General features: G+C 49.2%; 13 protein-coding genes. 4 read left to right on the forward strand and 9 right to left on the reverse strand.

The window, feature by feature from the left end; translation table 11 throughout:
• Nucleotides 1–207: 207 nt before the first annotated feature.
• Nucleotides 208–1965: an Rqc2 family fibronectin-binding protein gene (locus MUG84_RS05900; protein ID WP_244721735.1), complete on the forward strand. Its 1758-nt coding sequence runs from the start codon at nt 208–210 to the stop codon at nt 1963–1965.
• 85 nt (nt 1966–2050) lie between these two features.
• On the opposite strand, the gene MUG84_RS05905 is transcribed toward MUG84_RS05900, so the two are convergent.
• The 7 genes from MUG84_RS05905 to MUG84_RS05935 form a co-directional block, all read right to left on the reverse strand.
• Nucleotides 2051–2902 carry a PHP domain-containing protein gene (locus MUG84_RS05905; protein WP_244721738.1) on the reverse strand — a complete coding sequence of 284 codons (852 nt, stop codon included), beginning with the start codon at nt 2900–2902 and terminating at the stop codon, nt 2051–2053.
• 125 nt (nt 2903–3027) lie between these two features.
• Nucleotides 3028–3465: a hypothetical protein gene (locus MUG84_RS05910; RefSeq protein ID WP_244721741.1), complete on the reverse strand. Its 438-nt coding sequence runs from the start codon at nt 3463–3465 to the stop codon at nt 3028–3030.
• A gap of 349 nt (nt 3466–3814) precedes the next feature.
• The gene (locus MUG84_RS05915) at nt 3815–4078 is read right to left on the reverse strand and encodes a YlbG family protein (RefSeq protein ID WP_244721744.1); all 264 of its coding nucleotides are present in this window, start codon (nt 4076–4078) and stop codon (nt 3815–3817) included.
• Between the two features lie 40 nt (nt 4079–4118).
• Complete coding sequence (locus tag MUG84_RS05920) at nt 4119–4559, reverse strand: YlbF/YmcA family competence regulator (protein WP_244721747.1); 441 nt, start codon at nt 4557–4559, stop codon at nt 4119–4121.
• Between the two features lie 116 nt (nt 4560–4675).
• Nucleotides 4676–6553 carry a helicase-associated domain-containing protein gene (locus tag MUG84_RS05925; protein WP_244721750.1) on the reverse strand — a complete coding sequence of 626 codons (1878 nt, stop codon included), beginning with the start codon at nt 6551–6553 and terminating at the stop codon, nt 4676–4678.
• A complete protein-coding gene (locus MUG84_RS05930) occupies nt 6550–8235 on the reverse strand; it encodes a DNA repair helicase XPB (protein ID WP_244721751.1) in 1686 nt (561 codons plus the stop codon). Before MUG84_RS05930 ends, MUG84_RS05925 begins: the two co-directional genes overlap by 4 nt.
• 144 nt (nt 8236–8379) lie before the next feature.
• Nucleotides 8380–9555 carry a M20 family metallopeptidase gene (locus tag MUG84_RS05935; protein WP_244721754.1) on the reverse strand — a complete coding sequence of 392 codons (1176 nt, stop codon included), beginning with the start codon at nt 9553–9555 and terminating at the stop codon, nt 8380–8382.
• Between the two features lie 199 nt (nt 9556–9754).
• On the opposite strand from MUG84_RS05935, the gene MUG84_RS05940 reads away from it, so the two are divergent.
• Both MUG84_RS05940 and ftsW read left to right on the forward strand, forming a co-directional pair.
• On the forward strand, nt 9755–10102 hold the full coding sequence (locus MUG84_RS05940; RefSeq protein WP_244721756.1) for a YugN family protein: 348 nt from the start codon (nt 9755–9757) through the stop codon (nt 10100–10102).
• A gap of 12 nt (nt 10103–10114) precedes the next feature.
• Nucleotides 10115–11341, forward strand: a complete 1227-nt coding sequence (ftsW, locus tag MUG84_RS05945; RefSeq protein WP_244721758.1) for a putative lipid II flippase FtsW — start codon at nt 10115–10117, stop codon at nt 11339–11341.
• 56 nt (nt 11342–11397) lie between these two features.
• Here the strand turns inward: ftsW and MUG84_RS05950 are convergent, their stop codons facing one another.
• The gene (locus MUG84_RS05950) at nt 11398–11784 is read right to left on the reverse strand and encodes an Asp23/Gls24 family envelope stress response protein (RefSeq protein WP_244721760.1); all 387 of its coding nucleotides are present in this window, start codon (nt 11782–11784) and stop codon (nt 11398–11400) included.
• Nucleotides 11785–12025: 241 nt separating this feature from the next.
• Here MUG84_RS05950 and cax point away from each other — a divergent pair, with 241 nt between their 5' ends.
• The gene (gene cax, locus MUG84_RS05955; protein WP_244721762.1) at nt 12026–13096 is read left to right on the forward strand and encodes a calcium/proton exchanger; all 1071 of its coding nucleotides are present in this window, start codon (nt 12026–12028) and stop codon (nt 13094–13096) included.
• A 93-nt stretch (nt 13097–13189) separates the two neighbouring features.
• On the opposite strand, the gene MUG84_RS05960 is transcribed toward cax, so the two are convergent.
• A complete protein-coding gene (locus MUG84_RS05960) occupies nt 13190–13480 on the reverse strand; it encodes an Fpa/YlaN family protein (protein WP_244721765.1) in 291 nt (96 codons plus the stop codon).
• Nucleotides 13481–13561: the final 81 nt, after the last annotated feature.

Consider the following 13561-nt stretch of genomic DNA (forward strand, 5'->3'; position numbering starts at 1 on the left):
GCTCTTTGTGCTGCTGCCGGAGGTACCGACAGCTTTTCCACCTGTTCTAACGTAAATGTATTCGGACAGGACTTGAAATATCACAGAAGGCGCCTCTTAAGTTTTTGCGCAAACTATGGCATCATAGAGAAGACGGTTTTTGGACCAATGAAGATATCAATGGAATAAACGAAATTTCGCAAAATCATAGATAGGAGAATTATCACAATGGCACTGGACGGAATTGTAACAAGGGCGATCGTGCATGAGCTCGAAGCCTGCCGGGGAGCCCGGATCAGCAAAATATATCAACCAAACGACCATGATATTCTGTTTCACCTGCGCACGCGCGAGGGCAACGTCAAACTACTGCTGTCGGCCAACCCGACCTACCCCCGTGTCCATTATACGGAACGGACCTTCGTGAACCCGCAGGAGGCGCCGATGTTCTGCATGCTGATGCGCAAGCACTGCGAAAGTGGAATCATCGAGGAAATAAGCCAGGTGGGGATGGAGAGAATTATCCATCTAACCGTTCGCCAGCGCGATGAGCTTGGAGACGTATCCACCAAAAAAATTATTATTGAGCTGATGGGACGCCACAGTAACATTATTTTGACCGACAACGCAACCGGGAACATCCTGGACGGGATTCACCATGTCACACCAAGTATCAGCAGCTACCGGATCGTCATGCCAGGCTTCGGATATACCGAGCCGCCGCAGCAGCACAAGCTGAATCCACTCACGGCGCAGCGCAAGGAATTTTTCGTTAAATGCTCGGAGGTCGAGGAGCCCGTTTCGTGGATTGTCGATACATTCAGCGGGGTAAGCCCGCTTATTGCGCAGGAAATCGTTCACCGTTCCGGGACCCCGGGTAAGTATGAGCTTCAGGTGAGCGATGACGAAGTATACCAGCGTACCTCCGCTTTATGGGAAGCTTTTAACACAGTGATGGAGCCTGTTCAAAAGAACGAATACACACCGGTCACTGGCGCCAACGCCAAAGGAAAAATGATTTTTTCCGCGGTAAACCTGACGCTGCTGAAGGATGACATTAAGCAATATGAGTCGATGAGCGCCTGTATGGAGAATTATTACGGGGAAAAGGCGGAGCGCGACACCATCAAACAAAAGGTCAGTGATCTCATCCGCTTTCTGCAGAATGAACGTTCCAAAAATATGAAGAAGCTGGATCATCTGCACGAGGATCTATCCGAAGCCGATGACGCGGACCAGTATCGCATTTATGGAGAACTTCTTTTCGCTTCGCTCCACACGGTGCAGAAAGGCGACAAAACCGCGGTGCTCGTCAATTTCTATGATGAGGATCAGAAGGAAGTTGCCATCCCGCTTGATCCGCTGCTTACGCCTTCGGACAATGCCCAGCGCTACTTCAAAAAATACAACAAGTATAAAAACAGCCTGGTGGTCATTAAAGAGCAGCTGGAGAAAACGAAGGAGGAAATCCGCTACATGGATGAGCTCCTGCAGCAGTTGTCCTACGCCTCCATGAGCGATATTGACGAAATCCGCGAGGAACTGATCCAGCAGGGTTATCTGCGCGACCGCAGCAAAAAAGTCAAGAAAAAGAAGAAAAATGACCGCCCTGTACTGCATGTGTTCACGTCATCGGAAGGCATCGAAATATACGTAGGAAAAAACAACCTGCAAAACGAATATTTGACCAACCGTCTGGCAAGCTCAAACGATACGTGGCTGCATACCAAGGATATCCCTGGCTCACACGTCGTTATCCGCAGCACCGAATTCGGCGATCAAACACTGGAGGAAGCAGCGCTGCTTGCGGCCTTCTACAGTCAGGCCAAGGAATCCAGCAGCGTCCCTGTCGATTACACACTGATCCGCCATGTCCACAAACCGAATGGGGCCAAGCCGGGTTTTGTGATCTACGATCATCAAAAGACGCTTGTGATTACTCCGGACAATGAACGGATCAAAAGTCTTGCGAGCGCTTTGAAATAAATAAAAATAACCGTAAAAAAGCTGCGCGTCAGTCTCTCAAGACTTGACGCGCAGCTTTTTGTCGACTTACAGATCTACCTACCCGCTAGACGCCTCGCTTCAGCTGATCCAGTACCGATACGGGAACCGAACGGCTGCCGATGTCGCCGTGGAATATGACGCCCTGCCTTGCCCCATGAAAATCCGAGCCTGCTGTAACGATTAATCCGTACTCATCCGCCATAGCCTGGTAGCGTTCCTCTTCGGCCTTTCCATGATCGGAATGAAAGACCTCAATCCCCGCAGGCTGGGCCTGCTCCAGTATTTCTCTCACCAAACGGTCATCACCATAAATACCCGGATGAGCAAGCACCGGCGCCCCTCCGGCCTCACGGATCCAATTACATGCTTCCTGCGGGGAAATCCGCGGAACCGAAACATAAGCCGGCGCATCCTCCCCTAGATAACGGTTAAAGGCATCTCTCATATCCTGTGCGTAACCTTTTTTAACCATGACATCCGCCATATGCGGCCTTCCGACCGTTTCATCCGGACGAAGTTCCCTGCCAAGTCCGGCAATCACCTCTTCGAGCGTAATCTGAACGCCGAGCTCCTGTAGTCTGGCAATCATTTTAACGTTGCGCTCTTCCCTTGTGTTTCTTAAATCAGCCAGCCTCTTCAGAAACTCTTCATTCGTGCAGTTCACATAGTACCCGAGCACATGAATATCTTTTCCGCCTGCACGGGTGCTGATTTCCACTCCCGGTACGACGGTCACGCCGCAGCGTTCCCCTTCTTCAGTTGCCTCCGGAATGCCTACCACAGTATCATGATCTGTGATAGCTACAGCCGACAGTCCTTTTTCATAAGCGAGCCTTACATTATCCGCCGGACTCTGCATTCCGTCCGAAGCCAGCGTGTGGGTATGCAAGTCGCATCTCCCTTCCGCATGATTCATGGTTATTCCCTCCTGATTGTTCTGTTTATGTTCAATTATTGTACAGGATCCGCAGCCGGCATACAAAAAACATGGAGTCCGTGATTCGGACCCCATGTTTCTACTTTACTCATATTTATGTATCGTTATCTGCGCTTGCGTGTACTTTTGATCAAAGTCATTCTCCGGGAATGGCGCAACCAGGAGTAATAAGATTTCAAATCTCTCAGCTCGATGGTCTCGGACATACGTCCCAGAAACGTAACCACGATCATTTTATGCAAGGGATTACCGCTGATGTCCTGCTCGCCCTCGATTTCAGTAAATTCGGCTACAACGACTAAATCCTCGTCAATCAGATAAACGTCCTGTTCATTGCGGTAATAGGGGATCATCCGGTTTTGCTTCAGACATTCCCACATCCATGCTGCAATGTCATCGTTCTGGTTGTCTCCGCTCTGAATGCGGTCATTATATCTTCTCTTTGCATGATTGGTTATGACAATGTCAGCAACCCTCTTATCACCCAGAACAACGTAGAATGGTTCATAAGTGCTCCATCTTTCCATTCCTTTGTCGCGCATGGAACATCACTCTCCACCACATAGGACTTTATATCTAAGTACATTTGCCTATTATATTACATCATTACCACATGTTACACAAGCATAATGTCTTAAAATTGATAGATTCCCGGGCGATTCTCGCATTGTAAAAAGCTTCTTTTAATAGACTATATTCGCGTTTCTATCAATCATTCCGATTTTTTAATATAATAATATAAGTCCATATCGCTTTTCATCGAATAGATCATTTTTCCTAGTTAAACAGGTTTTAAGCGAAAAAAAAGCAGCCCAGCGGGCTGCTCTGCTGATAATACTCTTTTTTCAGGTGGGAAGACCACGTTCGTGGCAGAAGGAACGGCCCGTTCGACTACAGGCCATAAAATCTGGTTTTATCGGGAACATCCTTGGTATACTCCGTTTTGATCTCGTTTCGATAAGAGCGCTCAATTTTTCGCACATAAGAAAGCCTGCGGATATTTTTGGCGACCTCTTCGGCACGATCGGCGTTTACATACATCACCACATAATGCATACGTCTCGAAATATAATGAACGGTCCCGTATTTCTCAAGATTTTTAGCCGCTTTAACATCCGTTACCCAAATGATGTAACCTGTTCGTTCTGCAAACATCTTTTCCCACCTCACTATTTATTCTCTGTCTCTTTTATGATCAACCGCCGCAGCCGCATTTGCCGCCGCCACCGCAGCCGCGTTTCGGATTCGGATCATTGCTTGGCACCTTGATGGTGTCCGATACGGAAAAAGCGATCATTTCGGACATCTGATGCAGCATATCATCCAGATTCTTCTCCGCTTGCTTGAAGCGGGCTACTTCTTCGAACTGCTCCAGCTGCTCCTCCACGGCCTTAACTTCATCCTTGGCACTGTGGTAATTCGGATGAAAATGTCCGAACCGCTGTGTTTCTTCAAAGAGTTCTTTCTTCTTTGCAAGCAGACGGACAAGCTCCTGAACACTAGGGCTATTGTTTACGCGCTGCTTCCAATATAAATAATCAGACACTTCGACGGACTGATTGATCATATCGCCTAATTCATAGGCGTTCATCAGTACGGCAGCCATGTCCATCGTCTGCACCTCAGATACGCTCATGAAATTCATCCCAATTCTATAAAAGTTCCACTCGGGTAGGAGCGGACTCTTCTATCATATCATAACCGTTCTCCCTTAAGAAGAGGGATTTCAGTACTTCCTTGCTAGGACAAATATCATACAAAAGAAGGCAATAACAGCTTCAGCTCTCCCAAATCCTCGGAAAAGAGCTCAAGAGGTTCGAACCTTCCTGTTTCCAGATCAAGCAGAATGCCTTCGGCACGCCAAGGACTGGGGCTAATCGAAACCGGAGCAAATTCCGCCTTTTTTCCTCTATGCTGCAAAAGCACTCGCGTCTGCCAGCTCTGTGCTTGCTCCACGATATTCTGAGCGGTCGAGCTGTGGTAGCTTCGGTAATCCTTCATCCACCGCGGTGGGATCTGCTCATATCCCGGAAAAAGGGAAGCTGGATCGGGAATGTCATTGTCAGCCTCGAAGAAATGTACATTCCGGCCGCTGTAGACCAAGCCTTGATTCTCATAGAAGCTTTCATAAAGCAAGCCCATTCTTTCCACCCCGGATTGGATCCCATGGTCATGAATCAGCGGATATTCCGGCTCTTGGCGGTCCTGGCTGAAGGTGTTTTTGAGCGGGGCAAGTCCCATGCTCTCCAATATTTTGCGTAAGTCTGCCGTCTGCGAAGCCTGAACGATGAAATGCTTCGGACCAATCCGCTCGATCCCATCTGTCAGGCGAGGATTGGCGGCAATCAAATTCCCTTCATCTTCACTCAAGCAGGACAGAAGAACGACTTCCTCAAAGCGTGTCCGTCCGATCTCATGATCCCACTGCCCAAGAGCGGCCGCTACATGACCCGGGATGTCGCCAGCAGAGCTCTCCGCTAGAAAGCTTAGAATATCAGCTGCGCTCATTCCTTTCTCTACCGCTCTAGCGCTACTAGCCCTCGTCAGCTTGTACACGGATACCCGGTCGCATTGAACCAGATCTACACAGGCTAAAAGCTTCCACCGCAAACGAAACGGTACACCCGGCGGACAGATAATATCAAAGTCAGGCTGAACGTAGAACCTTTCGGTTTCCTGCTCGCTATGTACTGCTGATTCGTATAATAACGAGCCTGTATCTAAATTCCAGCGAAAAGCAATTTTTCCGTCACGGGTTTCAGCGACGTCTCCCCAGCCGAATCCGGCCAGGGCGTACAGCCAGGCATCTGCCTTTTCCATGCTAGTCTCCGAGTTCAGCATGTCATAAGTATCCATCCAATCCAGAACGGAAGAAACATCAAACCATTCTCCCTCACGTGGCCCAGGCAAGCAAATGAGGTAGCGGAACAGCTGCATGCCGGCTTCATTAGGGCTGTAACGTTCACAGACTGTCCGCAGCAGTACTTGGTTCATCTCCCGCTCCGTCAGGCTCAGCCATTCCCGCAAGCGTTCCTCCTCAATCAGCAGAGAAGCAGTGGTTTTCGTCAGCAGGCCCATACATAACAGCAGGTCCAGCACCACGGCAGGCGCAGGACCACACGTCTCCTGATGGGCATAATGCAAAGCCAAACGCCCCAGATGCCCGTCCTTTAAAGAATTGAGCTCCTGCATTTTCAGCAAGCTCTTTTTATGTACCGTCCCTTTGGCTGTCAAGGGCAGCCCCTGCTCTGCTGCAAAGGCCAGCGAATGAAGCAGATCAAGTGCAAGCCCGGGTCCTGATTCGCACCGGATCACGAGCTCAGACGGGTTTACAGGCTTAAACACTGGCTCAAAAAAGACCGGTAGGACCTGAATTAGCTTCTCCACCGGAATATAATACAGTCTCTCCCCCCATGACTTTTTAACCGCCCGAACCCAGCCGTTTTTTCTTAAATAAATGAACGACATCTTCAGCTCCGCCCCGCTCCGGTTTAAGGCCCTCAGCCCTTGCCAGGCTTCCTCGCTGAACGACAAGCCCCCGAACCGGCAGACCAGCATCCGCAGCAGTTCGGCGTCGGGCGCCGCAAGTGGTTTTAAGATTTCATAATGTTCCGCTTCATCGTTGTTCATGTTCCGGATCGTACCTCCTTAGCGGAATGGACCGTATATTCATATCCCTGCTCTATCAAAAACATCTGCCGACGGACGGCAAACTCCTCTTCTCTGCTGCTTTCGGAAACAAGGGTGTAAAAGTATGCACGGTTATCTCCGGCCTTCGGGCGAAGCAATCTCCCAAGCCGCTGAGCCTCCTCCTGCCGCGAACCAAAGCTTCCCGAGATTTCGATCGCCACCGAAGCGTCAGGGAGGTCTACGGCGAAATTGGCCACCTTGGATACCACCAGCACAGGGGTCTCTCCTCTTTTAAAGGAAGCATATAAAGCCGTTCGTTGCTGCTGAGGCATTTTCCCGCTGATCAGCGGAGCACCCACCGCCTCTGCGATTGCTTGCAGTTGTTTCAAATATTGCCCGATCACCAGAATGCCGGCTGTCTGATGTCTGTGAAGCAGCTCCTTCACGATATGAATTTTGGCCGGATTTTCGGCAGCAAAACGGAATTTCTCTTTCCCTAGCGCATACAGGTATTTCTCACGCAGGGCCGCATCCATCGGAACTCGGATCTCGCAGCAGTCCACCTGTGCAATCCACCCCTTGGCCTCAAGCTCCTTCCAGGGCATTTCATAGCGCCTCGGACCAATCAAAGAAAATACATCCTGCTCGCACCCGTCCTCGCGGACAAGCGTAGCCGTGAGCCCAAGCCTGCGCGTGGCCTGGATGTCGGCTGTCGCCCGGAATACCGGCGCAGGCAGCAAATGCACCTCATCATAGATAATAAGCCCCCAATTCCGTTCATTGAACAGCTTCATATGTTCAAATTCATCATCTTTAGATCGGCGGTGAGTCAGAATTTGATACGTAGCGACGGTTACCGGCTTCACTTCTTTTTTCTGGCCCGTATACTGGCCCACATCAGAAGATTCCAGCGTCGTCTTGCTCGTGAGTTCCTGAATCCATTGTTCCACTGAGGTCGTATTCGATGTCAGGATCAGGCACTCGCACTGCTGCCGTTCCAGCGCCGCAATTCCGATGACGGTTTTGCCCGCACCACAAGGCAGAACCAGCACGCCGCTGCCTCCGCTACCTGTTACCCCTTCAAATGCTTCCACCGCATCCTGTTGGTAGGTCCTTAAAGAAAATGCATCGCCGTCATTCCCACTGTTCCAATCCAGCTTAAGAGACTGCCCCTCATGATAGCCTGCCAAATCCAGCACGGGAAATCCCTGCCTCATCAGCTCCTGTTTGAGACGTCCTCTAGTAGCCGCATCAAGCCGGGCTTCTACTGGTGATATGCGGGACAGTTTCACATCAGCCAGCGCCGGGAGTGACAATACTTCATCCATAAAAGAGCTATCTGAGGCCATGAGAAGCAGCCTTTCGCCGTCTAGTCTTTCCTTTTGCAGCTTAAGCTTACCGTATCTGGAAATGAGCTCATGGATCTCATGCTGAAGTCCTGCCGGCATCCCCCATTTGGCCAAGGAGCTCAGGTCGTCTGCAATTTCATCTGCAGTACAGCCTAACGCAGCTGCATTCCAAAGAGATAAGGGTGTAATTCTGTAGGTATGAAACGAGGAGGGGCTTTTAACCAGCTCCGCAAACCGGGACAGCTTTTCCCGTGCCGCCTCGAATCCCGGGTGGCCGCATTCCAGTAGAACCGTCCGGTCCCGCTGAACGATGCAAGCTTTTATGTCGTTCATATACGGCTCCTTTCCATCTCGATAAAAAAGTTCATTCCCTGATCCAGGAAATGAACTTCTCCGTTTTGGCTCCATACTTTTATATTTTCCCATGGATCACCAAATCATTCTCATCCGGATCCCGGTTTCATTCTTAATCCCTGATTACTCCCAGCCCTGATACGATTGGGTCATCGTGACCAGAAGCTTGGCCGCGCCGAGCATCGCCGATTCATCGAAATCAAACCGGGGATGATGATGCGGATAGATCGCTTGAATATCGGGATTGCCCGCTCCAACGAACATGAAGCAGCCCGGAATTTCCTGAAGATAATAGGAGAAATCCTCAGCAGGCATGATTTTGTCGCAGCGGCTGACATGATCCGCACCAAAAACACCTGGCGCTTCCCGGAAAAACCGATCGGTCTCATCATCATCATTCACCAGCGGCGGATAACCCATCACATAGTCGATTTTAGCTTCTGCGCCGTAGGTCTGGGCCGTCAAATGGCTGATATCTTCAATCCGTCTGCGGATGAGCTGCCGTGTCTCTTCGTCAAAGGTGCGTGTCGTCCCTGTAATCCGGCAGGATTCCGCGATCACATTCTGAGCGCTCCCCCCCTGGATGGTGCCGATGGTCACCACGGCGGGCCTCAGCGGGTCTACCGTCCGGCTTACGATGCTCTGCAGCTGCATGACAAGTGACGCTCCAGCTACGACGCTGTCCACCGTAACATGCGGCATGCCGCCATGGCCGCCCTTGCCGATAATATCTATAAAAAATTCGTCTGCCGCCGCCATTAAAGGTCCCGGTGCGCTTGCCGCCGTCCCTGCTTCCATTGGCGTCCACAGGTGAACCCCATAAATGACGTCAACCCCCTGCAGTACCCCGGCTGCAATCATGCCGCGCGCCCCACCTGGACATACTTCCTCTGCCGGCTGAAAGATAAAACGGATTTCTCCCTCTACATCCTTTTGACGTTGACAGAAATATGCAGCCACCGCTAGCAGCGTCGAGGTATGCCCATCATGGCCGCAGGCATGCATAATGCCATTCACCTCGGAAGCGTATTCACAGGACTTCTCGTCCTGGATTGGCAGTGCATCCATATCTGCACGAAGCGCTACAGTCTTTCCTGACTTCCCGCCCTTCAAAACTGCCAGTACGCCATATCCACCGCCGACCTGCGTGGTTACTTCAAGTCCGAGCTCACGCAGCTTCCCCGCAACGAATTGCGATGTTTTCTCCTCATAGTATGAAAGCTCGGGATGACGGTGAAGATAGCGCCTCCATTTTATCATTTGCGGCTGCAGCGCATTTAACAATGCCTCTTCTCTCATGTACCACACGTCCTCTCGCCCAAGAATGTCCAATCACATGCTTTTCCACTACCTGGATACAATGCTTTTTTCTATTGTAGCAGAAACGCGTAAAATGGGGTATGTCCCCCCTAGAGTGACAAGGCTTGCACATGTGCCTGAAACATAATATCATGAGTAGAGAACTTTACAGGTACTTAAATAAGGAGGATTTAATAGGATGATTTTTGAAAATACAGGACTTGTCGGGCTGAAGAGCGACTTGGCATTTTTGGACGAAGTTGCCGAAAAAACAGGATTTGTTCGTTGGCAATGGGAATACTACCGCGCTACATACGAATATAAAATTGAAGACACAGACAGCCACTCCGAGTACTACCTGCGTATGAACACGCGCGCTGTGGAAGGTAAGCTGGAAAAGCCGCATGCCGTTCTCGAAATCGAAGCCGTTTACATGGGAAAAGCAACCTTCCCTCATGGCTTGGAATACGAGACTCCGATTCCTTCGAAAATTCTCAACACAGCCAATACAAAAATCCAGCAATTTAAAGCTGCACTGGAAGCTTAGAGAAGGTCCCTTATGAATCAAGAGAAACCCCAACCGAGGAAGAAAGGGACGCCGGATTTCCAACTGCTCATCCTTACTTTTCTGTTGGTCGGTTTTGGGCTGGTGATGGTGTTCAGTGCCAGTTCAAGTCTCACCATTTCCAGCAGTAAATTTAATAATGATCCACTTTATTTTACAAAAAGACAGTTCATGTGGGCTATACTCGGCACATTCGTGATGTTCGTAGCGATGAATATTCATTACAGCAAGTATAAAAAGCTCTTTATTCCCATGTTTTTCGTTACCGTGCTGTTGCTAATACTCGTACCTTTTACCGAAGGCATTAATGGAGCGAGCAGTTGGTTACAGATCGGGGGATTAGGAATCCAGCCGACAGAGCTTGCCAAAATAACGATCATCCTGTACCTCTCTGCTTTGATCTCCAAAAAGGGAGAACGTTTCAGAGATTTGAGGACAGGCTATATTCCCGTCATGGTGATCGTCGGTTTTGTTGCGGGACTCATCATGATGCAGCCAGACCTGGGATCCACCTTGATTATTGTAGCGACCAGTGCGATCATTATCTATGCAGGGGGCGCCAGTCTGAAGCATATGCTCGCCTCGGCAGGCCTTCTGATTCTGGGAGCAAGCCTTGTGCTCGGCGCCAATTATTTGATCAAATCGATCGCGCACAGTGATGAGCCGCAGACGCACAGCAATTACAAAGTGGGAAGAATCACGGCCTGGATCGATCCTTACAAAGATCCGGAGGACACGGGCTACAACCTCATTCAGTCCTTGACCGCGATCGGGAACGGCCAGGTTACAGGCACCGGCTTCGGGAAAAGCATCCAAAAGCTGAATTACATCAAAAACCCTTACAATGATTACATCTTCGCTGTCATGGCAGAGGAATTCGGATTCATTGGAACAAGCATCTTCCTGCTGGTATACCTTTACTTCATATGGCGCGGAATCATCATCGCACTAAGGTGTCCCGATCCTTTCGGAACGCTCGTCGGTATCGGCATCATGGGGCTAATCGCCATTCAGGCCTTCGTCAATATTGGCGGGGTATCGCAGACGATTCCGCTGACCGGGGTTACACTTCCTTTCATTAGTTACGGGGGAACGTCACTGCTCATTATGATGTTTTCCATGGGAATCTTGCTCAGCATTTCGAGACAATGCAATCAGCCTGTTAAGCAGGAGATTGTAAAGTCCGTAAATATTAAAAGAGACTACCGGAGATCCGTGTAGTCTCTTTTTTCACTGTTTGCTGTTGTAAAATAACATCCACAGATGTTAGCCCGTAATTATTTCGCCCGGGACGAAATGTCTTCAATTTCATCATCTTTGAAAGAAACGCCTTCAACCTTGATGTTAACCTCAACAACCCGAAGACCTGTCATGCTCTCGACAGCTTCCCGTACGTTTTGCTGCAGCATGCGGCAAACCTCATGAATTGGTGTTTCATACAAAACGATGATCCGCAGATCAATGGCAGCTTCAAGCTGTCCCACTTCCACAGTAACACCCTTTTGTACATTTTTACCGCTCAGACGTTTGGCCCATCCTTCGGATAATCCGCCGGACATTGCAGCAATGCCGGGGGTTTCCAGAGCCGCCAAACCGGCGATTTTCGATACGACATCATCCGATATCCGAATCATTCCTGTTTCCAGTTTTAGCTGTTCAGTCATGCCCCTTCCTCCTTCACCTCATTATCCGTATTGTAAATCTTACAGTAACCAAAAGCAAATATTGCACCTAAGATTTGTTTACAACCCAATACGTTTTGGGTATATTGAAAAAGAATCTTTTCTACATAAATTGAACTAAAGAATAGGTACCTATCTCTTTGACTAACAACGTGAATCAAGAAGAGGGAGGATTAAACTTTAGATCAATTTATATACATAATTCTGATTGAGGTGTCTAAAATTGAAAAAATGGTTGAGCCCTTTTTTACTGATTGCCTTCTTTGTACTTAGTGCGGCTGCGCATTTTGCAGGCTGGGATCCTATCATCCAGTTCATCCTGGCGGCCATTTCCGTCATCTTCGTAGCCGGCTTCCTGGGCAAAGCAACTGAGAACGTCGCTCATTATGCAGGTCAGCGCCTGGGCGGTTTCCTGAACGCCACCTTCGGTAACGCGGCCGAGCTAATTATCGCGATTTTCCTCGTTAAAGAGGGCCTGTTTGATATGGTAAAAGCCAGTTTGACCGGTTCGATTATCGGTAACCTGCTGCTGGTGCTGGGCCTGAGTATTTTCGCGGGCGGTACCAAATTCAAAGTACAGAGCTTTAACGTATCCCTTGCCGGCATGAACGGATCGCTCATGATTGTAGCGATCATTGCGTTATTTGTTCCGGCTGTATTTTTGAACACACACTCGATCACCACCAGCGATACCCAAACGCTCAGTCTCATTGTTGCCGGAATATTGATTGTCGCATATATTGCCTGGCTGATTTTCTCCATGTTCACCCATAAGAAATATCTAGCCGATGTTACGGAAGATTCCGAAGAAGAGCTGCCGCATGAGCATACTCCAGATTGGTCCAAAGGCAAATCCATTCTGTATCTAGTCCTCGCAACCGTGATGGTTGCCTTCGTGAGCGAATGGCTGGTCGACACACTCGAGACCTTCACGACCCGTTTCGGCCTTAGCGAGCTGTTTGTCGGTGCCTTCCTCGTAGCCATTATCGGTAATGCTGCGGAACACAGCGCCGCTGTTATGCTTGCAATGAAGAACAAAATCGGTGCGTCCGTAGAAATCGCCGTAGGCAGTAGCCTGCAGATTGCCCTGTTCGTCACTCCAGTACTCGTCTTCGCAAGTTATTTCTACGGCAACACGATGAATCTCGTATTTTCTACAATCGAGCTTCTTGCCATCGGCGTCTCCGTCTTTATCGCCAAATCGATCATCCAGGACGGAAAAACCAACTGGTATGAAGGGCTGCTGCTACTTGTCGTATACGTGATTCTGGGTGTTTCCTTTTTCATGGTATAACTCTTTAAGCCATTATAGAAAGCCTACAAAAAAAGCATGGACTCCATATAGGAGTTCATGCTTTTAACATGTAAACCTGCAAAAACAGGCTTATTATGTTTCCTTGTTATTCAAGGCCTCGTAAAGGATGGCCAGATTACGTTCAAGCTGGCTGACAAGCTGTTTGCCGGTAGCTTCAGGCAGAAGTCCCGCTCTTACCGCAAAATCAACTTCTCTTGAAAATCCGTACATCTGGGTGTCCAGCACTTCCTCATAGAGAGGGCAGTAGCGGGTTGCCAGATTCTCCATTTGTACTTCGATCAGCTTCTGTATTTTATCTGCATCTTCTTGTAGAAGACTAATTGCTTTCATGTTCAACTGTTCCTGCAGCTCAGAAGAAGTCATGCATCTTCCCCCCTATGTCCAAAAGTCACACCCTCGTTCTCTTCTCTAATATTAGACGAAATCAAAGCCCAATACAAGAAC

It is taken from the genome of Paenibacillus mangrovi, from assembly GCF_022898935.1.
Taxonomy (GTDB): Bacteria; Bacillota; Bacilli; order Paenibacillales; family Paenibacillaceae; genus Paenibacillus_AQ; species Paenibacillus_AQ mangrovi.